The sequence below is a fragment of the uncultured Maribacter sp. genome, from assembly GCF_963975365.1.
Taxonomy (GTDB): domain Bacteria; phylum Bacteroidota; class Bacteroidia; order Flavobacteriales; family Flavobacteriaceae; genus Maribacter.
In genome coordinates, this window is record NZ_CAXBGF010000010.1 from 18251 (window position 1) to 42660 (window position 24410).

The window sequence follows — 24410 nt, forward strand, 5'->3', positions numbered from 1 at the left end:
ATACTCGGTTAAAGGAATATTCCTCTTAATGTGCATAATGAACACCTGACATAAGGATTCATTGTATCACATCCAATAATAGAACCGGTTAAGAAAACCAACTCTTCATATAACTCCGAGTATTTTATATTGAGTTGCAGGTCATTGTAAAGAGAACTTAAAAAGACCATTAGCAGTAATTACATCCATGATGTAGCCTGTTTATGTTAAATTCTTAAGTTTTATTTGCATTATGTATAACATAATGCAAATTTTTATATATTCGTACTATCTTTTTTACAATTACTAACTTAAACTAAACTCTATGCAATGTTTTGTAAAGCAAAAGGACGCTAGATTACATGGCTTTAAAAAGCTTCTAGCTCCTATTCACAAAAAGCCCCACTTCTTTGTAATCCTACTTACATCATTATGCCTAAGCACTACTGCACTGGCGCAAGAAACTTCAATCTCCGGCACAGTTACCGATAATCAAGGAACTCCGTTGCCTGGTACCAGTATTGTTGTAAAGGGTACTACGAATGGTACACAAACCGATTTTGATGGTAATTTTACCATTAACGCAAGTAAAGGGGACATTATAGTATTCAGTTATTTAGGGTTCAATTCCCAAGAGGTGGTTGTTTCCAATAATTCCAATTATAACATTTCCTTGGGGGAAAACCCTGGAGTCCTTGACGAGGTTGTTGTAACCGGTTACGGTAGCCAGTCCAGAGGAAAACTAACAACATCCGTATCAAAATTGGATACAGATGTTTTACAATCGGCAACAAGATCTAACGTAGCAACTGCACTCCAAGGTACTATTGCTGGTTTAAGGGTAACCAATACTACCGGACAACCAGGGGCTACCCCCCAAATTGTTTTGCGTGGTGGTACTAATTTTGATGGCACAGGTTCTCCATTGATACTGATTGATGGCGTTCCAGGCTCGTTTTTTGGGCTGAATTCCGAGGATGTGGAATCTATTGAGGTACTTAAAGACGCTGCCGCAACGGCGATTTACGGAGCAAGATCTGCAAATGGTGTTGTTTTAGTAACGACAAAAACGGGAAAATCAGGTAAATCCTCCATTAATTATAGATATAACTATAGTATAAACGAGGAACGAAATGACCAACAATATCTTACCGCGGCAGATTTTCTAAATTATAACAGACAAGGTCATGCCTATTCTGAGCAAGCACGTGGAAATCCTAATTTTATCCGTCAATTCATAAACGGGGACAATTCTTTTGGTATCGGAGGTAACACCACAAATTCACCCTTCACTACTCAGCTGTTAACCCAAGATAATAGATATTTACTTAATCAACCTGGATGGAAATCCATACCGGATATATTAGACCCAACTAGAGATATTCTGTTTTTCGACAATAAAAATGTTGGTGATCGTATCTATCAGGACAGCGAGACAAAAGACCATTATATATCCTTCGATGGAGGAAATGAAAAAGGAACCTATTACTTAGGTTTAGGTATGTTAGATAACGACGGTCTTATTCTAGGATCTGGGTTTAAGCGATATTCCGGCAAGTTTTCTGGTTCCTATAAGGTTTCGGACAAAGTGAAAGTGAATTCCAATATTTTATACACGCACTCTAACCTAAGTAGAAGTCCTTTAGGCAGTGACGATACCGTATTTAGAAGATTCCAAGGTCAAGCGCCTACATCAAGAGATTTTGATAACAATCCCGATGGTACGTTTTCAGATATTTTTACAGTAGGGCAAAACCAAGGTTTCGGCAACCCATTATATTATCAGGATAAATTTGTTAGAAAAAACTTGGAACAGCGTTTAGCTGCTTCCGTTGGATTGGATTGGAATGTAGTTGACAACCTCATTTTTTCTGTAAATGCCAGTCACTTCACAATAAACAATCATAACGAAAATTTTAATAGAGCCTATAGGGTAGGTAGCAATGAAGGCCCAATACGAGCTGCTCGCGAGGCTTCTGTTCAATTGCAAAGAACATTACGAAACCAATTGACGGGTACGTTGAACTATACAAAACAATTCGGTAAGCATAATTTTAACGCATTGCTAGGTGCAGAATATTTTCAGGATAATTTCTTCACAACTTCCGCAGGAACTAGAAATTCCCCTACGGATTTGATTGAAACCTTGAATGCCGGTGCGGAAGCAGACGGTATTCCATCTAGTTTCGAGACGGAGTACGTGATTGCATCTGCTTTTGGTAGGTTATTATATGATTATGATGATAAATATCTTATAAATTTCACCTTTAGAAATGACGGTTCCTCTAGATTAGGAAATAACAAAACAGACTTTTTTCCCGGTGTTTCATTTGGTTGGAACCTACACAACGAAAGTTTCTTTTCGGAATCTGGAATTAGCAAAACCATTTCTAGAATTAAACCTAGGTTGAGTTATGGTGTTAATGGCAATCAAGATGTATTAAGCAATTATGGTGTTTTTGGTGCCTATGGAAGCCAAGGGGTTTATAATGGGCAAACCGGGTACGCTAACTCCCTACTACCTACTTTGGATTTACAATGGGAAAAATCTACAACCCTAAATATTGGTTTAGATGTTTCATTTTTCAATGAACGGCTTTCGATCATTACGGATGTCTATTCAAGGGACATTAAAGATAAGCTAGCAGACCTTACACTTCCTTTCTATACCGGGTTTAGTAGTATCCTAACTAATAACGGAACGATTAGAAACAAAGGTTTTGAACTACAAGTGAATGGTGACATTATTAGAAATGATAATTTAACATGGAATGTTGGTGCTACTTTTAGTAGAAATAGAAATTTTGTGATTGATCTTCCAGAAAACGATAATGATTTAAATAGACAAAATGGAACACTAATCTGGAATCCAAGTACAGGTGCGGAAGAATGGGTTGGTGGATTTCAGGAAGGGCAGCGATCAGGCAACGACCTTATTGTAGCCTTCGAGCAAGAACGTATTTATACCAATCAGGCCGATGCCGATGCAGACAATGCAATAACGGATGAGTTTATGCCAGCGGCAAGTAGAAACCAGCGTTGGGCAGGTGATTCTAAATGGGTGGATCAAAACAACGATGGTGTTATCAATGGCCTTGACAGAAAAGTAATTGGACGAACCACACCCCAGCTTGTAGGTGGTTTTACAACTAGCTTAAATTATAAAAACTTCAGTTTATTTGTTCAGACCGATTTCGCAACCGGGCATTTAGTATGGAATCATATTAGAGCTAAAGGGTATGGCCAAACACAAGGGAATCTAAACCAGCCCATAGAGGTGCTGGACTCTTGGACACCTACCAACACAGATACAAATTGGCCGCGTATGGTTTTTGTAAATGACGGGAAAAACGTGTGGAGAGGCAATGAAGGGAATGATTTTAGGGATTCTAACAGTTTGCAAAACGCAGGTAGTAATCAATTCTGGGAAAAAGGAGATTATCTTGCCATAAGGGAAGTTACCCTAAGATATAACGTGCCTAAGTCACTTTTCAACGATAATATTCAAAGACTTAATCTTTATGTAACAGGATCCAATCTACACTATTTTAAAAGCATGAGTGGTGATACACCAGAAATTGGTGGTGTACAGTATGGCGCCTTTCCTGTTCCAAGAACGGTTACCATTGGACTAAACATAACTTTATAAATTTTATCAAAATGAGAAAATATATATACATAGTAGTAGCAGTCATCTCAATGATCGCCTGCGACAAAGAATTAAATCTTACAAGTCCAAGTGAATTAACCACGGCAGGTTTTTGGGATACCGAAGAAGGAGCAAGAACGGCACACACAGGTTTATATGCTAACCTAAGGTCATCCGCACAAACCCTTTGGTTGTTGGGGGAAATGAGAAGTGATATTTGGGGAGGCCGTACGTACGAATCCGCCAGCAACACAAACCTAATAGAATCTAATTTTACCGAGGCGACCGCTCCTTTTGGTGGCTGGGCAGGACTTTACACAAGGATTCATAGAATAAACGATTTCTTGATCAATGCCCCTGAAGTTGATTTTATTAGCGAGGGCGATAAGAACCAATTAATAGCGCAAGCATACGGGCTTAGGGCGTTCTACTATTACACCCTCTTGAAAACATGGGGAGAAGTACCCATTATTGTAGAGCCTCTAGGCACTATAGACCCCTCAGATTTGACCAAACCTAGATCTTCACAAGAAGATGTCATGAGTTTGATCAAGTCTGATATTGAAGCCTCCTTGAACAGTTTTGGAGGAGATGATAGCTTTTGGGAAGGTAGTAGGAACTTTTGGTCAAAAGCTGCCACATTAGCTTTGAAAGGCGATGTTTACATTTGGTCCGGTAATTTGTTGGGAGGTGGTGCGTCAGATTTTAACGAGGCAAAAGCTGCATTGGAACAAATACCTTCATTGGGTGTTAGCCTTGCGCCGAGCATAGAGGAATTGTTCGGTATTGGTAACGAAGGTAACAGTGAGTTTATTTTTTCCATACAATACAAGCAGGATGAGGCCTCAAATTTTTACAATAGCTTAACAGGTAGAAGTACGGAAGTAAACCCTCAGTTTAACGACAAAGGAAACTCCATGACCGACTTTGTTATCGCCGGAGCGAATAGATATGGCCAGTCAGAAAAGACTATTTTATTGTTAGATGATAACAACGATAGCCGTAAAGACGCTACTTTTATTCGATTATATTTAGATGATAATGGAGGAACCGGTTACCCTACCTATAACGAACCTACTTATTTTGGTTCCGTATTCAACAAGTTTTTGGGCCAAGTAATTGGCACCGAACGTATATTTGAAAATGACGTGCCTGTCTACAGGTATGCAGATATACTTTTACTTTTGGCCGAAGCAAAAAATCTACTAGGTGAAGATCCATCAGCAGAAATCAACCAAATTCGCCAAAGAGCTTATGGTGCAAATTATGATGCGGCTACGCAGGGCCATGTAAATGGCTCACAGGTAGCCAATGCCAATGCTATATTGGAAGAACGTTACAAAGAATTCATAGGAGAAGGCAAAAGATGGTGGGATTTAAGAAGAGCTGGAAACAATTTTGTTCTAGATAATATTAGTTTTTTAAATCCAGGGGACGAATTTAAGTTGGTATTGCCCATCACTACGGATATGATAGGCAGAAACCCAGCCTTGGTACAAACACCGGGTTATAATTAGAATAGTTTTTGTTGAGTTAGTTTAGTACCTAAAACCCTTGGTTTCGTAAGTCAAGGGTTTTTTATTTACTTATTTAACGTTGAATACATGGTCAAAATGTGGCTCTAGATGTCTACGCATAGCACTACGGAATGTTTCGGGGGTTCCAATTTTAAGATTATCCATTAGCATACGGTGGCTTACAAATTTACCCGAAGAATATTGGTAGTCGCTATTGGTCTTTTTGGCATCCATAAGGTATTTATATTCAAAAGCAGGCAGCAATAGATTTTGGAAACCAAGCAGCGTGGAATTACCGGATATTTGATAAAGTTTGCCATGAAATGCCACCTCGCGGTCTAGGGAAAATCTATTCCTTTCGTAACTGGTCTCCTCCTCGGCGACTACAATTTCTTCCAGCTCATCCATATCTTTTTGGGTCTTATGCTCAAAAAGGAAATCGGCCATACCCATTTCCAAAATCAATCGCAACTCAAACAATTGTTTTAAGGTATCCTCACCTAAAAGTGTCGGGTCCATGATACGCTCAAAATTATTTATGATATCTGGCTGCTTTAGGATCATGCCTCTGTGCTTTTTAGAATCTACCAGACCCAAGGTTCGTAAACGAAGTAATGCCTCTCGAACTACGGTACGGCTAACGCCTAAGGATTCGGCAAACTCCAACTCTTTAGGTATGGCATCGCCTACCTTCAAATTATTCTCCTTAAAAAAGGCCAAAAGCCTAGTTTCTACTTTATCTACCAAAGAACCCGTATCTATCGGTTTCAGTTTCTTAAAATCCTTCATTTATTCTATTTAACTTAGTCCGTATATAAAAGCAGTGACATGGCTGTAGGTCTTTTCATTGCAAAAATAACAATTGTACTCGGGTTTGGAGACATCCCTAAATTTGTATTAAAACTAAGAACATAAAGCCAAGTTAGTCATTTTTTAAGTAAATTTGTATTATGTCAGACATATAATATGAACTACAGTCAATTTTATAAAAATGCCTTACTTAACGATGTTATTCCTTTTTGGGAAGAACATTCCATAGACACTACCTATGGTGGGTACTTTACCTGCCTAGATCAATTTGGTAAGGTATACGATACAGACAAGTTCATTTGGTTACAGGCCAGACAGGTTTGGCTTTTTTCCATGCTATATCAAAAAGTAGAAAAAAAAGCCTCTTGGCTAGCCATTGCAACAGCTGGCGCAGAATTTCTCAAAGATCACGGAATGGATAACCAAGGAGATTTCTATTTCTCGGTAACTAGAGAGGGAAAACCTTTGGTACAGCCTTATAATATTTTCTCGGACTGTTTTGCTGCAATGGCCTTTGCACAATATTCAAAAGCATCTGGCGAGACTTCCTATGGAACCTTGGCGAAAAATACCTACCTAAATATACTTTTAAGAAAGGATAACCCAAAGGGCAAATTCGAAAAAGGTACGGGTACTAGAAACCTAAAGAACTTCGCTCTTCCCATGATTCTGTCCAATCTAGTTTTAGAACTAGAAGATTTTTTAGACGAAAAAGAAATCCAAAAAACAATAGATTTCAGCGTCCATGAAGTTATGGAGGTCTTTTTACAAAAGGATTCCTGCCTTATTTACGAGAACGTATTGATCAACGGGGATTTACATGATAGTTTTGAAGGACGCCTGATCAACCCAGGTCATGGTTTGGAAGCTATGTGGTTTATGATCGATATTGGTATACGTAACAAGGATACTACATTAATCAAAAAAGCGACCGATACCATGCTGAGCATCTTGGACTATGGTTGGGACAAAGAATACGGTGGAATTCTTTATTTTATGGATGCCAAAGGCCATCCGCCACAGCAATTGGAACATGATCAAAAATTATGGTGGGTACATTTAGAAGCGCTAGTTGCTTTAGCCAAGGCCTATGAACACCGGCCAGATGAACAGATAAAACAGTGGTATGACAAGGTACACGAATATACATGGTCCCATTTCCCCGACTCGGAACATGGCGAATGGTATGGTTATTTGAATAGGGAAGGAAAACCACATCTTAGTCTAAAAGGCGGAAAATGGAAGGGTTGCTTTCATGTGCCCAGAGCACTTTATCAGTGTTGGCAGACTTTTGAGCGTATCCAACTAAAATCCCCTAGTATTTAATCTTTATAATTTAAACTTATGAAAAAATACAACTTCTTTACCCTGTCTATTTGTGCACTGTTCCTGTTGATGTCCTGTGAAACCTCAACAAAAGCAACTACCTTTAGTATTAGTAGCGTACAACCCGTACTACCCGTTTTAGCTAAAAAAGACCGAAACAAAGTGCTACATATTACCTTGGCACAGGAAAACGATTCCTCCATATCCAAAGTGAACTCCTTTTCTTTTTCATTGGCGGGGACTACGAACATAAAGGACATCAAAAAAGCAGAACTCCTATACGCTGGTAATAGTGCCGATTTTTCGGATGGGGAAGTTATTGGCACGGAGATGGCATTGGATAAAAACTTCAACATCAGCCCACAAAATCCGATATCCCTCACAGAAGGAAACGTATGGTTATCCGTTGCGCTTAACAATACTCCCAATCTTTTGAATAAAATTAGCGTACAATTGGTATCCGTTACTTTTGAGGACGGTAGCATGGCCAATGTAAAAAAACAAGCCAACACACCACAGCGCATAGGCATCGCACTGCGCCAACACCAAGACGAAGGGGTAGATACATTTAGGATTCCGGGGCTTGCAACTACCAACAAAGGAACACTTATTGGGGTTTACGATATTCGTTACAACGACCCCGTAGATTTGCAGGAAGATGTAGACGTTGGTTTGAGCCGTAGCACGGACGGCGGCCAAACCTGGGAACCTATGAAGGTAATCATGGATATGGGCGAATATGGTGGGCTGCCCGAAGACCAGAACGGCATCGGAGACCCTACCGTATTGGTAGACCGCGCCACCAACACCATTTGGGTAGCGGTACTATGGTTGCACGGCTACCCGGACGAACGCGCTTGGAACGCATCCGCTCCGGGAATGACACCTGAAAAAACGGGTCAGTTTATGCTCGTAAAAAGTGAGGATGACGGCGTTACATGGTCCCAACCGATGAATATTACCCCACAGACCAAAAAATCCGAGTGGCAATTATTCTTTAACGGACCAGGAATGGGCATTACCATGAAAGATGGCACCCTGGTATTTCCTGCGCAGTTCAAGGACAAAGAAAGAATTCCACATTCCACCATCATTTACAGCAAGGACCAAGGACAAACTTGGACTGTGGGCACGGGCGCAAAATCCGAAACTACAGAGGCACAAGTGGTAGAATTGTCCGACGGTAGCCTTATGCTAAATATGCGGGACGACCGCAACCGCGCCAACCGTAAGGACACGCTCAATGGAAGATCCGTGGCAATTACAAAAGACCTTGGCAAGACGTGGGTAGAGCACCCTACTTCCCGAAAAGCCTTACAGGAATCCAATTGTATGGCGAGCATTATTGCACACGAACATGATGAAAAAGGAAGGATTTTTTTCTTCTCCAATCCAAACACCAAGGAACAACGGGATCACATTACCATAAAGACCAGTTTTGATGAGGGCAATACCTGGCCTATTGAAAACCAATTGGAACTGTATGAGGAAAACACCTATGGGTATTCGTGTATGACCATGATAGACGAGAATCATATTGGCATTCTATATGAGGGTAACAAGGAGCTTTATTTTGAGAAAATCGCTTTAGATGAGCTTTTAAAATAATACGTACCTATGCGCAAAAAGGAACAGAACACATCATTTTTAAGCCTACCTGTTATGGCGTTCTGGTTCTTGTCTTTTTGCGTATTTACGGGATACACGCAATTACCAACTGATTTTGCCAAAACATATCCGGTAATTCCCACTCCTAAAGAAGCTTCCTATGGTACGGACTTACTTCTTTTTGATGGCATTTTAGTCGGTGGAATGGAATTTGTTTCGCAAGGAGGTAAATTGATTAGTTTTTTTCAATCCCATGGTATTCCAACGAAAACGGACGGACTTTCAATTCGCTTTGAGAAAATAAAAATTGAGGGCACCGAGCATCCTGATGCGTATCAACTTCAAATTGACAATTCGGTAGTGATTAGGGCAACTTCGGATCAAGGTGCGTTTTACGGGCTACAGACCCTAAAACAATTGTTTCGGAATCAAGGAGAAAAAGGAGCACTACCAAAGGTGCGCATCACCGACTGGCCCGCATTCAAAATCCGTGGTTTTATGCACGACACAGGCCGTAATTATCAGTCGGTGGCACAACTCAAAGAGCAGATAGATATCCTCGCCCTGTACAAATACAACACCTTTCATTGGCACTTGACAGATAATCCGGGATGGCGCTTGGAGAGTAAAAAATATCCGCAACTACAGTCCACAAAATCCTTTTCCCGTCATGTAGGTAAATTTTATACTCAAGCTGATTTTAAGGATATCCTCGCTTATTGTAAGGAGCGACATATTACCGTAATTCCGGAATTTGATATTCCCGGACATACCGATGCTTTTCGAAAGGCATTCGATTTGAAGAACATGGAAGACCCGATAGTGCTTCCCATTTTACTCGACCTTTTTGAAGAACTGTGCAACTTAGCAGACGCCGAAGAAATGCCTTATATACATATAGGCACCGATGAAGTCCGCCACAAAAGGGAAGAAGTAGCCGACACTACCATCCTTGCTATTATGGAATTTCTTAAAACTAAGAATCGCAACGTTATTGTATGGAAAGAAGGCATTCAAATTCCAGAGGACAGCACCTCCATAAAACAGCTATGGGCACAGCATCCGCCCACTAAGGGACATCCGTTTATAGATTCCCGTGCTAATTACATAAATCACTTAGATCCGTTTACGGGTATGAGCCGGCTCTTTTTTCAACAACCTACAAGACAAGCAGTAGGCGATTCCATAGCCTTGGGCGGAATTCTATGTGCGTGGCCAGATAATAATATAGCCCATGAACGGGACATCCTCAAACAAAATCCGATTTATCCGTCCATGGTTTTTTATGCCGATGCTATCTGGAACGGCAAGGAAAAGGACCGACCACAATATTGGGCCAACCTGCCCATGGCAAACTTGCCCGAACTAAAGGATTTTACCCGATTGGAAGAGGCCGTTCTGGTTCATAAAACCGAATTTTTTAAAGGAAAGGAATTCCCCTACGTAAAACAGACCGATATCCAATGGCAATTGATAGGCCCGTTTGACCATAAAAACGATTTTTCTAAACGTTTTCCAGTGGAAGATGGTATCAAAGAAGCCTATACAATAAAGAACGAAATCTATACCTGGCAGGGGTCGTATGTTGGTGGTACCATACATTTTAAACATTTTTTCGGCTTTCCCGCCATTACAGATATCGACTCTGGAACATATTACGCCTATACCGAAATTTATAGTCCGGATGAGCGCGTACAGGATTTCTGGATAGGTTTTCAAGGTTGGTCGCGCTCCGGTGGCCGCAGGGGAGGTCCTTTTCCAGATTTGGGCGAATGGCACACCACACAACCAAAAATATGGGTGAACCAAAAAGAGATAGACCCGCCTAAATGGAAACAACCCGGTTTAAAAACATTGACCGATGAAATCCCCTTTATAGACGAGGATTACTTCTATAGAGAACCTACAAAAATAAGATTAAAAAGGGGATGGAATACCGTACTTCTAAAAGTACCCCATGGCGGAAATTCATGGAAATGGATGTTCAGTTGTGTCCCTATCGATGTTAATGAACATGGAGTGCACATTGCCCCGGATTTAAAATATAAAACGAAAACAAGCGACCATGACCAAAAATAACATCCTATACTGTATCACAATGGCTTTCATGCTGATGAGGCTATTTTTTGGAGCTGCACAGGAATCCCCAAAAACAGAGGTCACAAGTTTGCCACAACTGCCGTCGCTAAACGAGGAAGGAAAAAGTTTTGGTTTTGCCGGGATGATGGGTGGCCTACACAACGATGTTCTGATAGCTGCCGGTGGTGCCAATTTCCCCAACGGCTTGCCTTGGGAAGGGGGAGCGAAACGATATACCGATGCCATTTTTGTATTTGTTGATGGTGTCTGGCAAATAGCCTCCGAAAAACTACCGTCTCCTTTGGCCTACGGAGCCTCCGTTCCATTACCCGAAGGAGTATTGGTAATAGGTGGGGAAGATGGTTCAACCGCTACGAATGCCGTTTTTTTGCTGCGTTACAATCCTAAGAACAATACTGTAGAACAAGAATCCTATCCTTCATTACCAGAACCTTTGGCCTACTGCGCTGCTGTTGTAGAGGATGGTTTTGTGTACGTGGTAGGTGGAAAAAACATGGGTCACAGCGTAAATTCCTTTTACAGGCTTTCGCTTAAAAATAAGACAATATGGGAGAGATTGCCTGATTTCCCAGGTGAGTCTAGGGCTTTACATACAGTGGTCGTACAAGAGACAAAAGAAGCTCGCAGGCTCTTCGTGCTAGGCGGACGTAACCAAACTGCTGGTAAAAAATCTACTATACCAACGGACTATCTTTCCTACGACCTAAAAAAAGACGTTTGGCGCAACGAGGGACAAATAGAGATAAATGGCCAGGAAAAGGTCTTAATGGGAGCTTCTTCGCAAGCAACAGGCTCTATGCATCTGTTGGTTTATGGTGGCTCGGACGAAGTACTTTTTGATGAATTGGAATTTTTAGGGCTACAATTGGCAAAGGAGGATAATGATACAATCCGCACCCAAATAATCGAACGACGTGGTAATATCCTAAACAGCCATCCCGGCTTCTCCAGCGAAATTTTGGCCTACAATACCATGACCAAAAAATGGTTCGTATACGACACTGTTGCTAATAAAATACCCGTTACGGCACTTACTTTTGAAAACAAGGATGGTTTTACCGTGGTATCTGGCGAAGTTTCTCCGGGCATACGTACACCGGCCGTACAGACCTATACTATCGCTGAAGCGGCAGAACCTTTTGGCGCTATCAACTACACGGTTTTGATTATCTATCTGTTAATTTCCCTAATGATCGGCGTATATTTTGCACGTAAACAGAAATCTACGGAAGACTATTTTGTTGGTGGTGGCCGCATTCCTTGGTGGGCGGCGGGACTTAGTGTTTTTGGCACACTATTAAGCGCCATTACCTTTATGGCCATCCCCGCAAAAGCATTTATAACGGACTGGTCCTTTTTCTTTTTAAACATTACGGCTATTCTGATAACGCCTGTTATCGCCTTGATTTTTATCCCGTTTTTCAACAAATTAAAAATTAGAACGGCCTACGAATACTTGGAAAATCGGTTTAACTATTTGGCCCGAGCTTTTGGTAGCCTATCCTTTATTCTATTCCAATTGGGACGAATCGGGATTGTATTGCTCCTACCCTCTTTGGCCATCTCCATAGTTACGGGAATTCCGGTAGAGACCAGTATTCTAATTATGGGGTTGCTCTGTATTTTGTACACCACATTTGGCGGAATAGAGGCCGTAATCTGGACCGATGTGCTCCAAGTAATCGTTCTTTTGGGTGGAAGTGTATTGGCGGTAGTCTGGATTATGCTCCACACCGAAACCTCTTTTGGCGATATGATTACCTATGCACAGGAACGTGATAAATTCAATATCACCAACATGGATTTCGATTTTACGGAATCTACCTTTTGGGTGGTCTTTATAGGTGGCCTGGCTTCCGCTATGGTAACCCAAGGCACCGATCAAACTATTGTTCAACGTTTTTTGACCAGTTCGAGTGTAAAGGATTCTCAAAAAACCCTCTATACCAACGCAGTATTGACCCTTCCGGCAACAATCATCTTTTTCGGTCTAGGAACCCTGTTGTTCATTTTCTATTCGGAAATGCCCAATGCCTTATCTCCTGCGATTTCAAATAATGATTCCATTTTTCCTTGGTACATTGTTAGGGAATTGCCTGTTGGGGTTTCTGGTTTATTGGTAGCCGGAATTTTCTCGGCGGCCATGTCGAGCATCAGTAGTAGCTTGAATTCGGTATCAACTGCCTATTGCAATGATTTTCATCAACACTTTAGACCTGAAACAACTGATACGAAATTGTTAAAAATAGCAAGGATAGCTACGGTACTGACCGGTATTGCAGGTGTGCTATTGGCATTGTGGATGGCGAATTCCAACATCAAATCCCTTTGGGATGAATTCTATAAATTCCTCGGATTGTTTACCGGTGGATTGGGAGGGATGTTTCTTTTGGGAATGCTCACAAAAAAAGCCAATTCAACAGGAACCTTGTTGGGCTTGGTAGTCAGTGCCTTGTTGATATGGTACATCAGCGTTTTTACGGAAATCAACTTTTTGATGTACTCGTTCTTAGGGGTAGCCTCATGCTTTATTTTCGGATATATCTTCAGTTTAATTTTTAAAGATAAAAAGTAGATTATGCGGTTTTTCCTAGTGTTTAATTTTTTCTTCTTTCTAGGTATCCATTCGATTCTTGGCCAACTAAGTGTACCGAAATTCTTTACTGACAATATGGTGCTGCAGCGAGATAAAGCTGTTCATTTATGGGGCAAGGGTAATCCTGATACATTTTTGAAAGTACAATTTGGAGAGGAAACTGTTACAGCAAGGGTCGGTCAAGATTCTAACTGGAGCATTCTATTGAAAAAGCGGAGGGCAAATCCCAATCCCCAATCCATCCTAATAACACATCGACAACAAAAAATCATGTTGGCCAATATCTTGATAGGGGATGTATGGCTTTGTATCGGCCAGTCCAACATGGAGTGGCCCATGGAAAAAGAAATGCATTTTGAAAAAGAGGTAAAGAAGGCAAATAGACCTTTGCTACGCTTTTACAATCCTTCATATGCCGGGAAAAGTATTTATAATGAAATTTTTACCGATTCGGTACTTAGGCTTCTTGGCAAAAAAGACTTTTATATGGGGAAATGGCAGGTCAGCGATAGTAATTCCGTAAGAAAGATGAGTGCGGTTGGTTATTATTTTGCAAAAGAACTTCTTGAAAAAAAGCATGTTCCAATCGGATTAATTAATATGGCTATTGGAGAGGCGCCGATTGAAACTTTTGTAGCCGTCAAGGCAATGGAAAATCATCCAAAATTTACCCGAAAGGCAAAAGGCAACTGGCTTACCAACGAAGAACTGCCCGTTTGGATACGGGAACGAGGCCATCAAAATGTGGGCAAAATACCAGTAATCCATCATGATGAACTAGGGCCAAATCACGCCTTTAAACCGGGATTTGCTTTCGCAGCAGGGATTGAACCAATGGCACAAATGCCTATCAAAGGAATCTTATGGTATCAAGGCGAGAGCAACGCTCAAGAACCGGAGCGGGTTTATGAATATGCAGAATTGCAAAAATCAATGATTGAAGACTATCGAAAACAATGGAAGCAGCACGAAATGCCATTTTACTGGGCGCAACTTTCTTCTATTGACTCATCGAGGTACAAATCGCGTTATTGGCCACAGTTTAGGAACAAACAGCGCAAACTGTTAGAAGAAATAGATTATGGCGGCATGGCCGTTACCAGCGATATCGGCGCAAAAAATGATGTGCATCCCACCAATAAAAAAGATGTGGGAAATCGCCTAGCAAGATGGGCCTTGAACAATGTGTATAGCCATGGTATCATGCCCTCTGGCCCTTTGCCCTATTCGGCAGTCTACAAAGACGGAAAAGTAGTGGTATCATACGAATATAGCGATGGCTTGACCTCTTCGGACGGGAAACCGCTTCGGGGATTTTCTTTAGATGGAAAAAACTCTGTCAAGGCAGATATCCAAAAGGATAAAATTGTCATTCCTACAGTACGTAAACCCAAATTTTTATATTACGCATGGCGGCCTTGGTCGGATGCGAATCTGGTAAACGTCGAAAAACTACCTGCATCGACCTTTAAACTAAAAGTGGAATGAACTACAGTCCTAAAATGAAGATTAAGTTTCCTATTTTCCAGGTATTGTTGAGTCTTTTTTCGATTTTCTCTACCGGGCAAGATAATGAAGCGATGATATGGTATGATGCTTCCTTACTTCCCATCCATGGAAAATTGGATACGGCGAATACGGCACCGTTTCAACGCTTTCCTCCGAAGATGGAAGATAAAGTGAGGGAGCAGGTTTGGCAACTGTCAAAAAACTCCGCTGGACTCTACCTCGATTTTAAGACGGATGCCATCAATATTATTATTCACTATCAACTTGAGGATGAATTGGCGTTTCCACACATGCCCGCCACTGGGGTCAGCGGATTAGATCTTTACGCACATGAAGAAAAAGAGGATTGGCAATGGGTAAAGGGGAAGTATAGTTTCAAGAATACCATAACCTACCGATTTTCAAATATCAAACCTTTGGCGAAAAAAGAACTTCGGGTCTATCGCCTTTACCTGCCCCTCTATAGTTCCTTAAAATGGATGCAGGTCGGAGTAGCCAAAAGTGAAGTATTAAAAGGTTTATATGATTCTGATGATAAACCGATTGTAGTATACGGAACCTCTATTGTTCAGGGAGCTTGCGCAAGCCGTCCCGGTATGGCCTGGCCGAACATATTGGGAAGGAAATCGGGAAGGCCAGTAATCAACCTCGGCTTTTCCGGAAATGGTAGATTGGATCCTGAGATTATCGACTTTTTGAGACGAACCGATGCATCCATTTACGTATTGGATTGTATGGCGAATTTCACTTCTGGTCAAGGTTTGAATCCTGAAGAAGCTGAAAAAAGAATTGCCAAAGCCGTGAACGATATACGAGCTTTACAACCCGAAATCCCAATTTTGCTGGTCGAACATGCAGGCTACTCAGATGGCAATATGCAGCCTGCCAGAAAAATAACCTATGTTGAATTGAACCGGGCCACCGAAAATGTCTTTAAAAAATTAAAAGCCCAAAAAACGAAGTTTCTATATCTTCTGAAGAAAGAGGAAATCGGTTTGGCTATGGATAGTTTTGTTGACGGTACACACCCCAATGATTATGGGATGCTGAAATATGCTAATGCCCTTAAAAGGAAATTGGACAAAATCATTAAGTAATTAGTACGTTATCACATTTTATTATACCGCCAAGAGATTAAAGAGTTCCAATGGAATAATGGTCCAGGGTTTTTCTTTAGATGGAAAACATCAAATACCTTATATGCTGAAAGGAAGTACGTAGTTATATCCTCTGATTCCAAACCCAAATTCGTTTATTATTCATGGCAGTCCTATGCTCTTGGAAATTTACTGAATAGCAGCGGCTTACTTGCATCAACATTTAAACTTCAAGTAAAATAGATTAAAATTTTCTCGAACATTTCCCTTTTTCATTATGCATTATTCGTGTAACTAAAGGTTTTGGGATAAAATAAAAACCGTTACAATTTGCAAAAAAAACGGTCAAAGTGAACCACTGAAAACGGAATTCTTTGAGCCACCTAAAAACCCATTTCAGACTATGATATAAAAGGGTTTGCAATAAATATTGTTATGCCCACTTTAATTCGGCAGGGGTGGTATACGATGTCTGTCTTTTCCAGCTCAGGAACATATTCAATACGACAACATCTATCGAAACTGCATATACAAAACTGGCGCATTGGTATAAAAATGTTGAAAATAAGGGCTTTAGGACTTTTAATACAATCGCAAACACGATAGCGCTCAATTACAGGTCCATCCTGAACTATTTTATAAAAAAAGTACCAATGCCTCGGCCGAATCGTTCAACGCAAAAATAAAAGCCTTTAGGGCCCAGTTCAAAGGAGTTAAAATTCTAGAATTCTCCTCTATAGGTTAACCACAATATTTGCTTAAACACAACAATTGGTCATAATCCCATATGCGCCCCATAAAATTAATTATTTAATACTCGTGAAAATAGTATTTGAAATCAAAATGCGCTATTTGGTATCAACTTAAATATTAATGAGAAAATACCAAAATGTTTTACCTATGTTGTACCTGACCTTTTTTTCGGTTCGATTTCAAACAAAAAAAGCCGAAGATTTCTCTTCGGCTTTTGTACAGGTGGGGAGACTCGAACTCCCACACCTTGCGGCACCAGATCCTAAGTCTGGCGTGTCTACCAATTCCACCACACCTGCATTTAAAATCTTTTTCGACTTTTTCTTGTCTAAGTCCTAAGTCTAGCGTGTCTACCAATTCCACCACGCCTGCATAATACCCAACCACAAATCGTGATTAATGGGGTGCAAATATAATGCAAAAAATCAATTCTCTAAATTTTAGCTATTTAAAAATTACGCTTTTTGTACTTTTATCAAAAGTCACTTAATAAATAACATGCAAAACGTAGAAAAATATCTTTCAGATAATAAAGACCGATTTTTAAATGAGCTTATAGAATTACTTAAAATTCCTTCCGTTAGTGCGGATTCGGCTTTCTCACAAGACGTATTAGATACTGCAGAAGCTGTAAAGACAAGATTGGAAGAAGCCGGATGCGATATAGTTGAAATTCATGAAACTGCAGGTTATCCTATTGTTTACGGCGAAAAAATTATAAATCGCGATTTACCCACGGTTCTTGTTTATGGGCATTATGATGTGCAACCAGCAGATCCAATAGATTTATGGCATTCTCCCCCTTTTGACCCTGTGATTAAAAAAACCGAATTACATCCAGATGGGGCCATTTTTGCACGTGGCGCATGTGATGACAAAGGTCAAATGTACATACATGTTAAAGCATTGGAGTTAATGGTAAAAACCAATCAATTACCTTGTAACGTCAAATTCATGATTGAAGGTGAAGAAGAAGTCGGTAGTAATAACTTAGGTATTTATGTAGTAGCAAATAAAGAAAAGCTGGCCAATGATGTTATTTTAATTTCTGATACGGGAATGATCGCTAACGATGTACCCTCTATCACAACCGGACTTCGTGGATTAAGTTATGTTGAAGTTGAAGTAACCGGACCAAATCGTGACCTGCATTCAGGACTATATGGTGGTGCGGTTGCCAACCCAATAAACATTTTGTCAAAAATGATCGCAAGCCTACATGATGATAACAATCATATTACCATTCCAGGTTTTTACGATAAGGTCGAAGAACTTTCTACCGAAGAACGTGCTGAAATGGCAAAGGCTCCTTTTAGTATCGAAAAATACCAGAATGCATTAGATATTGAATCAGTTTATGGAGAAAAGGGATATTCTACGAACGAACGTAATTCTATTAGGCCAACATTAGATGTTAATGGTATTTGGGGCGGTTATACTGGCGAAGGTGCAAAAACGGTTATTCCAAGCAAGGCCTATGCGAAAATATCTATGCGTTTGGTTCCTAATCAAGATTGGAAAGAGATTACCGACCTATTTAAAACACATTTCGAAGCTATTGCCCCCAAAGGAGTTACCGTTAAGGTAAAACCTCACCATGGCGGACAAGGCTATGTTACTCCGATTGATACCATTGCATACCAAGCGGCATCAAAAGCCTATGAAACTACCTTTGGTAAAAAACCGATTCCACAACGTAGTGGTGGTAGTATTCCTATCGTTTCTTTGTTTGAAAAAGAATTGGGCAGTAAAACAATTCTAATGGGCTTTGGTTTGGATAGTGATGCCATACACTCCCCTAACGAGCATTTCGGAGTATGGAATTATTTTAAGGGAATCGAAACCATCCCTTATTTCTTCCAGTATTTTACCGAAATGAATAAATAAAATAAACGTCTTTACGAGGAGCTTTTTAGCGACGAAGCAATCTGTAAGTTTTTTTTGTAGCGAACTAATAGATTGCTTCGTTTTACTCGCAAAGACGTTTTTTATTTTTGAATGATACTTTAAGTTCGCAAAACGAACAATCAGCGACTAAATCTTCTTCACGTACTTCGTAATAATCACTGTTAGCGTAGGTCCTACTTTACCTTCAATATATTCAGCATTTTCACGATCTAGGGAGATTCTTCGTACTGCGGTACCTTGCTTGGCAACTTGGCTCGATCCTTTTATTTTAAGGTCCTTTATCAAAACAACGCTATCCCCATTTTCTAGAATAACACCGTTCACATCTCTATGAATTATTTTATCGGCTTCCGCTAGACCTTCACCCGTAGCTTTTGCCCAATCTAAAGTTTCTGGCTCCAAATACATCATGTCTAAAAGGTTTTTAGGCCACCCTTCAGACTTTAATCGAGACAACATACGCCAAGCGATGACCTTAACAGAATCGTATTCACTCCACATACTATCATTTAGACATCGCCAGTGATTAGAATCCATCTGCTCGGGGTCTTCAATCTGCGTACGACATGTCTCACATGCTAAAATACTAGAGTCAACCCCGCTAATAGAAACTGGCTGCACTTCAAAAACTTCTAAATTATTGGTAGCTGTACATAGTTCGCAAGTAGAACCGCTGCGTGCCTCCAAATCAGATAATACACTCATTATTGGTTATTTTAAAAACAAACTTACATCTTTTTCATGGGGTGGTTGGGCCTTTCCCAAAAGAATTGAGGTCGGGCTATTCGTTACAAGTACGCTTCGCAAAAATCGAATACGGGCTTTTCACTTCTATCCCTAAGGCCAAAATAATAATTTACTCTACACTTGTAGAATTAAAATATTTATTCTATGTTTGTAGAACATACTCTAAACATGTAGAAAATGCAGTTGTCAAAATCGGAAGAAGAATTAATGAATATTCTCTGGAAACAGAAAAAAGCTTTTATGAAAGATTTGCTAGACGTTTATCCAGAACCTAAACCTGCCACCACAACGGTAGCAACACTTCTTAAACGTATGACCGATAAAGGCTTTATTGATTACAAAAATTTTGGACGAAGTAGAGAATACTTTCCACTTGTTAAAAAGAAAGACTATTTCTCAAAACACGTAAACGGACTTATTAAGAACTTTTTCAACGATAGCGCTAGTCAGTTCGCTTCGTTTTTCACCCAAGAAACCAATTTGAGCAAAACCGAATTGGAAGATTTAAAAAAATTGATAGACAGTGAAATAAAAAAGAAATAGTCATGATTATCTTCCTTTTAAAATCTGCCACCTGTATGGCCATATTTCTGGTCTTCTACAAATTGTTTTTGGAAAAGGAAAGCATGCATTTCTTTAAACGCTATTTTCTATTGGCTGCAATAGCTATTAGTTTACTAATACCAGCCGTGGTTTTTACTAAGGTAATCTACATAGAACCAATTTCGACTTCCTTTACGCCAAAAGAAGATTATAGTTTAGAAACTTACCACGCACCTCGTACAGAATCTATTAACTACACCTATTGGTCTCTTTTAAGTGTATACAGCCTAGGTGTGCTCTTCTTTAGCCTTCAGTTCTTTAAGAATCTTTATCAGATTAAAAATACTATACAAAACAATCCTAAGCAGCAGACAAATAACATTATAAAAGTTTTATTATCGCTACAAATTGTACCACATACCTTTTTCAATTATATCTTTTTAAATAAACAGAAATTTGAAGCAAATGAAATACCTCCTGCTGTTTTATTACATGAAGAAACCCATGCCAAACAAAAGCACAGCATCGATATTTTAGTGCTGGAGATACTTCAAATAGTATTCTGGTTTAATCCACTTATTTATCTATTTAAAAAATCAATAAAATTAAATCACGAATTTTTAGCGGATAGTGCCGTATTAAATAACGGACTAGAAAAAAGCGACTATCAAAAAATATTATTGGCATTCTCATCAAATGCCGCAGAACCACAATTGGCAAATGCCATCAATTATTCATCAATCAAAAAACGATTTACTGTCATGAAAAAAGAAACATCAAGAAAAGTGTCCCTAGTTAAAAGCTTTCTTATTATTCCAATAGCCGCCATTTTACTTTTAGGCTTTAGTGAGAAAGAAATACTTGAGATTCAAAAAGAAGGTTCTGCTCAAGAACAACAAACTCTATTAAGTGGCATCAAAAAAGAGCTAGAAAATGTAGATGCCTTAAAACTTAATTATACAGAAGAAAAAGAACAAATCATTGAATTATATATTAAAAAGAATGCTGAAATTTTAATACATAATACCCCCGTTCTTTTAAAAGATTTAGCTGAGGTAATTGTAAAAGAGATTCGGCCTGATATTAAACTGGAAAACATACGCATTGAAGGTTTAACAGAGGATACATTAGAATCTGAATTTATGTTTTCTATTACAACCGAAATTAGAAAAGCAAATATTAAGCAAATAAAATTTTACACTTCAGAATATATTATGGATGCTGCAGATTATAAAGACGAAATCGAAATTACGCCTGAAACAATTATTCTAGATACAAATAGAATAATCTTACAAACAAGTAAAATAATTGAATATGAAAATTTAGCCCAAAAGTATTTAGCAATACCTGTTAAAAAAAGGATCATTAGATTGGATGATTTGAATAAATTAGAAAACTTGAATCGAAAAATTGGCAATAATCAATCTTATCCAATTCCACAATTTTTACCCGAAAATATTATTGTTGATAAAAAAACAATTCTAGTAATCGTTGATAAAAATCAAATCTATCTTAATACCAAAAAAGTTTCAGTAGAAACATTTAAAACCGAATTCAATTTATTAACAAAAGGTTGGGAGTCAGATTATCAATCAATAAATTCAAAATTTAATTTTAACGAAACCCCAATAGAATATCTAAATAAAATTGAAAACGAGTTTAAAAAAACGAGTTTTTCAACAAAAAACAGGACAGTTAATTTATTTAATATCGAAACTGCAAAATCAAATCTAAAATTAGCAGAAATTCTTCGTTATAATACCCTCGCTAAAAAATACAATACCATCCCCATTGAAAAAAGGGTCATCCCTTTAAAAGATTTAAACATATTAGAAACCATCTACCGTAATATGAGTCCGGCACAAAAAGAGGCCGCGCAACCTTTTCCTGAATGTTTACCACAGGTGAATCAAGAAGGTGCTACTAAAAAGCAAATTGCATCTTATAATAATCTGTCTAAAAAGTATAATACCATGATGGCCAAAGGTGGAAATATTCGTATCCTAAAATCAGATGTAGACCAACTAAAGTTTATCCATGGCATCATGTCTGAAAAGCAAAAGGCTTCAGCACAACCTTTCCCTGATTTTCCTGAGCCACCAAAGCCGCCAAAAGTGCCTAATACTACTGATTATGCAGATAAAGAAATAAAAAGAATAATAGAGACCCACTCAAACACCTTAACAAGAATTAAACCTTCTGGGGTAAAATCTCCAAAAGTACCATTGGAAACTAAATTCATAAAAGACCAAAAATTCTACCAAAACGTAGTGGCAGTTGACAAATCAAATGCCATAAAGATAAATGGGGAAAAACATTATTATATAAATGATAATGGGACTTCAAGAATTTATCATCGTTTTGGACAACGTGTAACTAATAAGGGCCAAATAATCGATGTAAACGAACAACCTATTGAAATTATCGAAGTAGTAGAAGTACCATCTGCACCCGAACCACCAACACCACCTTCACCTTTAGACTATGTTATTAACGCAACTAAAAAAGGAGCTACTTTTATGTATGAGGGTGAAATTGTCTCTTCAGACAAGGCTATTGATTTATTGAAAAATAACAAGGAGTTAAACATAGAATCTAGAACCAAAAACGGCAAGCAAATTGTTCGAATTACAAAAGACCCTGTAACAATAGAATAATTCTTGCGTCACATATGTGTTAAAGCCCTCCTAAAAGAGGGCTTTTTAAGTACCAAAAATAAATTAGTTGCGTTCTCCCATTACGTACCATCATCAATCAAAAACAAATCAAAATGTTACAGAAATTTTTCATCCTTTGCTCTGGGGCAGATGCCGATCTTTTAAACACCTGTTCTAAAGGGGAACAAAATAAATATGCAGGTATTGGCGCTACCGTATTTTTCACCGCGGTCATGGCATTTATCGCGAGTGGTTATGCCCTTTTTACGGTATTCGACAATGTATATACTGCCGTATTCTTTGGTCTTATATGGGGCCTACTTATTTTCAACCTAGATCGGTTTATTGTTTCTACCATAAAAAAACGGAATACTATTAGTGAAGAATTCTTTCAAGCAACTCCACGTATTATACTTGCTGTTATTATTGCCATAGTAATTTCCAAACCCTTGGAAATGAAAATCTTTGAAAAGGAAATCAATAAGGTTTTATTGGAACAAAAGAACGAAATGACCTTAGCCAACAAGGACCAATTGGCGTTACAATACGCACCAAAAGTTGAGCAACTAAATCAAGATATTACTGCTTTAAAAGGTGAAATAGCCACTAAAGAAGCCGAAACAAATGCCTTGTATGATGTGTACATCAACGAAGCTGAAGGCACTGCAGGTACTAAACTTTTGGGCAAAGGTCCGGTATATGCAGAAAAGCGTGAAAAACATGATGCAGCACTCACCGAATTAAACGAATTAAAAGCGGCAAATGCTGAAAAAATCACTGGTCTTGAAACACAGATTGCAGCTTTAAATACTGAATATGTTGAAGTAGTAAAAAATTCTCAACCTATTATTAATGGTTTTGACGGATTAATGGCAAGAATTACCGCTTTGGATGAGTTGCCTTGGCTTCCATCATTTTTTATATTCTTACTGTTTTTAGCTATTGAAACATCACCAATTATCGCTAAACTATTAGCCCCGAAAGGTGAATACGATATAAAACTGGAGGAAGAGGAAACCATCTTATCTTCTTGGGTGGCTCAAAAAGTAGCACAGCGTAAACTAATTGTTGCTACAGATGGTGATATTAACCAAAAAATCTATGAAGATTTAAAAGGTGAAGAAGAGTTGTATGGTTACAAAAAGAAAAAAGCAGAAGAATTGTTACGCTTACAAGCTGATAGCTTTCATGATATTCAGGTGAAAGGTCTGAAATAAAAAAAAGACCAATATTTCTATTGGTCCTTTACAGGTTTGGGGGAACCACCTAAACAATTTTTATACAGCTATAGCCTCTAAAATTAGCTCTGTACTAATAACATTAAAATTATTGATTTCATATATTATAATTTGGTATAATTATACGTTCAACATTTTCTGCACTCCAAAGGTATCTACTTCATTAGTGCTTATTTATGTATTTTAGTTAAATACAACTTTAGTGTAGTTAGAATGACGGAAAGTATCGATGAATAAATTATTCTGTATAATAAAAGAGAGAAATTAAGTTAAAAACTTAATAGTTATGTAGACAATCTTAAGTCGAATTAAGTTAAAATTATAATGCAGTAGTCTTAACTTTGCGACCTTATAGAAACAATTAAAAAAACCA

General features: G+C 38.8%; 15 protein-coding genes and 1 tRNA gene. 13 read left to right on the forward strand and 3 right to left on the reverse strand.

The annotated features are described in order from the left end of the window. Positions 1 to 304 precede the first annotated feature (304 nt). Together AACZ49_RS12060 and AACZ49_RS12065 are read left to right on the forward strand one after the other, a co-directional pair. Complete coding sequence (locus tag AACZ49_RS12060) at positions 305 to 3628, forward strand: TonB-dependent receptor (protein WP_339655127.1); 3324 nt, start codon at positions 305 to 307, stop codon at positions 3626 to 3628. A gap of 11 nt (positions 3629 to 3639) precedes the next feature. After that, positions 3640 to 5145, forward strand: a complete 1506-nt coding sequence (locus tag AACZ49_RS12065; protein WP_339655130.1) for a RagB/SusD family nutrient uptake outer membrane protein — start codon at positions 3640 to 3642, stop codon at positions 5143 to 5145. A 69-nt stretch (positions 5146 to 5214) separates the two neighbouring features. On the opposite strand, the gene AACZ49_RS12070 is transcribed toward AACZ49_RS12065, so the two are convergent. Then, on the reverse strand, positions 5215 to 5934 hold the full coding sequence (locus AACZ49_RS12070) for an FCD domain-containing protein (protein ID WP_339655133.1): 720 nt from the start codon (positions 5932 to 5934) through the stop codon (positions 5215 to 5217). A 177-nt stretch (positions 5935 to 6111) separates the two neighbouring features. Between AACZ49_RS12070 and AACZ49_RS12075 the strand changes: the two genes are divergently transcribed. The 7 genes from AACZ49_RS12075 (at position 6112) to AACZ49_RS12105 (ending at position 16877) form a co-directional block, all read left to right on the forward strand. Continuing rightward, positions 6112 to 7281, forward strand: a complete 1170-nt coding sequence (locus tag AACZ49_RS12075) for an AGE family epimerase/isomerase (protein ID WP_339655135.1) — start codon at positions 6112 to 6114, stop codon at positions 7279 to 7281. A gap of 69 nt (positions 7282 to 7350) precedes the next feature. After that, a complete protein-coding gene (locus AACZ49_RS12080; RefSeq protein ID WP_339655138.1) occupies positions 7351 to 8889 on the forward strand; it encodes an exo-alpha-sialidase in 1539 nt (512 codons plus the stop codon). A 9-nt stretch (positions 8890 to 8898) separates the two neighbouring features. After that, the gene (locus AACZ49_RS12085; protein WP_339655140.1) at positions 8899 to 10968 is read left to right on the forward strand and encodes a beta-N-acetylhexosaminidase; all 2070 of its coding nucleotides are present in this window, start codon (positions 8899 to 8901) and stop codon (positions 10966 to 10968) included. Further along, a complete protein-coding gene (locus AACZ49_RS12090; protein ID WP_339655143.1) occupies positions 10955 to 13564 on the forward strand; it encodes a sodium/solute symporter in 2610 nt (869 codons plus the stop codon). The genes AACZ49_RS12085 and AACZ49_RS12090 overlap by 14 nt, the downstream gene beginning before the upstream one ends. Before the next feature lie 3 nt (positions 13565 to 13567). Then, complete coding sequence (locus AACZ49_RS12095) at positions 13568 to 15073, forward strand: sialate O-acetylesterase (RefSeq protein WP_339655144.1); 1506 nt, start codon at positions 13568 to 13570, stop codon at positions 15071 to 15073. Further along, positions 15070 to 16191, forward strand: coding sequence for an SGNH/GDSL hydrolase family protein (locus AACZ49_RS12100; protein ID WP_339655147.1), 1122 nt, complete (start codon positions 15070 to 15072; stop codon positions 16189 to 16191). Before AACZ49_RS12095 ends, AACZ49_RS12100 begins: the two co-directional genes overlap by 4 nt. Positions 16192 to 16649: 458 nt before the next feature. Continuing rightward, positions 16650 to 16877 (forward strand): transposase, encoded by a 228-nt coding sequence (locus AACZ49_RS12105; protein ID WP_339655151.1) that lies wholly within the window; start codon positions 16650 to 16652, stop codon positions 16875 to 16877. Between the two features lie 284 nt (positions 16878 to 17161). Here AACZ49_RS12105 and AACZ49_RS12110 read toward each other — a convergent pair. Beyond that, positions 17162 to 17243 (reverse strand) — tRNA-Leu (locus tag AACZ49_RS12110). A gap of 199 nt (positions 17244 to 17442) precedes the next feature. Here AACZ49_RS12110 and AACZ49_RS12115 point away from each other — a divergent pair. Continuing rightward, positions 17443 to 18831 (forward strand): dipeptidase, encoded by a 1389-nt coding sequence (locus AACZ49_RS12115; RefSeq protein ID WP_339655154.1) that lies wholly within the window; start codon positions 17443 to 17445, stop codon positions 18829 to 18831. 147 nt (positions 18832 to 18978) lie between these two features. Here AACZ49_RS12115 and AACZ49_RS12120 read toward each other — a convergent pair whose 3' ends face one another. After that, positions 18979 to 19557 (reverse strand): PhnA domain-containing protein, encoded by a 579-nt coding sequence (locus tag AACZ49_RS12120; RefSeq protein WP_339655157.1) that lies wholly within the window; start codon positions 19555 to 19557, stop codon positions 18979 to 18981. A gap of 219 nt (positions 19558 to 19776) precedes the next feature. Between AACZ49_RS12120 and AACZ49_RS12125 the strand changes: the two genes are divergently transcribed. The 3 genes from AACZ49_RS12125 (at position 19777) to AACZ49_RS12135 (ending at position 24016) form a co-directional block, all read left to right on the forward strand. Continuing rightward, entirely contained in the window at positions 19777 to 20142 is a 366-nt protein-coding gene (locus AACZ49_RS12125; RefSeq protein ID WP_339655160.1) for a BlaI/MecI/CopY family transcriptional regulator, read from the forward strand. 2 nt (positions 20143 to 20144) lie between these two features. Next, complete coding sequence (locus tag AACZ49_RS12130; protein WP_339655163.1) at positions 20145 to 22799, forward strand: M56 family metallopeptidase; 2655 nt, start codon at positions 20145 to 20147, stop codon at positions 22797 to 22799. 113 nt (positions 22800 to 22912) lie between these two features. Next, complete coding sequence (locus AACZ49_RS12135; RefSeq protein WP_339655166.1) at positions 22913 to 24016, forward strand: DUF4407 domain-containing protein; 1104 nt, start codon at positions 22913 to 22915, stop codon at positions 24014 to 24016. Positions 24017 to 24410: the final 394 nt, after the last annotated feature.

Excerpts from the sequence above, each read along its gene's own strand:
- AACZ49_RS12060 (WP_339655127.1), top strand. The coding sequence starts at position 305 with ATGCAATGTTTTGTAAAGCAAAAGGACGCTAGATTACATGGCTTTAAA.
- AACZ49_RS12065 (WP_339655130.1), top strand. The coding sequence starts at position 3,640 with ATGAGAAAATATATATACATAGTAGTAGCAGTCATCTCAATGATCGCC.
- AACZ49_RS12070 (WP_339655133.1), bottom strand. The coding sequence starts at position 5,934 with ATGAAGGATTTTAAGAAACTGAAACCGATAGATACGGGTTCTTTGGTA.
- AACZ49_RS12075 (WP_339655135.1), top strand. The coding sequence starts at position 6,112 with ATGAACTACAGTCAATTTTATAAAAATGCCTTACTTAACGATGTTATT.
- AACZ49_RS12080 (WP_339655138.1), top strand. The coding sequence starts at position 7,351 with ATGTCCTGTGAAACCTCAACAAAAGCAACTACCTTTAGTATTAGTAGC.
- AACZ49_RS12085 (WP_339655140.1), top strand. The coding sequence starts at position 8,899 with ATGCGCAAAAAGGAACAGAACACATCATTTTTAAGCCTACCTGTTATG.
- AACZ49_RS12090 (WP_339655143.1), top strand. The coding sequence starts at position 10,955 with ATGACCAAAAATAACATCCTATACTGTATCACAATGGCTTTCATGCTG.
- AACZ49_RS12095 (WP_339655144.1), top strand. The coding sequence starts at position 13,568 with ATGCGGTTTTTCCTAGTGTTTAATTTTTTCTTCTTTCTAGGTATCCAT.
- AACZ49_RS12100 (WP_339655147.1), top strand. The coding sequence starts at position 15,070 with ATGAACTACAGTCCTAAAATGAAGATTAAGTTTCCTATTTTCCAGGTA.
- AACZ49_RS12115 (WP_339655154.1), top strand. The coding sequence starts at position 17,443 with ATGCAAAACGTAGAAAAATATCTTTCAGATAATAAAGACCGATTTTTA.
- AACZ49_RS12120 (WP_339655157.1), bottom strand. The coding sequence starts at position 19,557 with ATGAGTGTATTATCTGATTTGGAGGCACGCAGCGGTTCTACTTGCGAA.
- AACZ49_RS12125 (WP_339655160.1), top strand. The coding sequence starts at position 19,777 with ATGCAGTTGTCAAAATCGGAAGAAGAATTAATGAATATTCTCTGGAAA.
- AACZ49_RS12130 (WP_339655163.1), top strand. The coding sequence starts at position 20,145 with ATGATTATCTTCCTTTTAAAATCTGCCACCTGTATGGCCATATTTCTG.
- AACZ49_RS12135 (WP_339655166.1), top strand. The coding sequence starts at position 22,913 with ATGTTACAGAAATTTTTCATCCTTTGCTCTGGGGCAGATGCCGATCTT.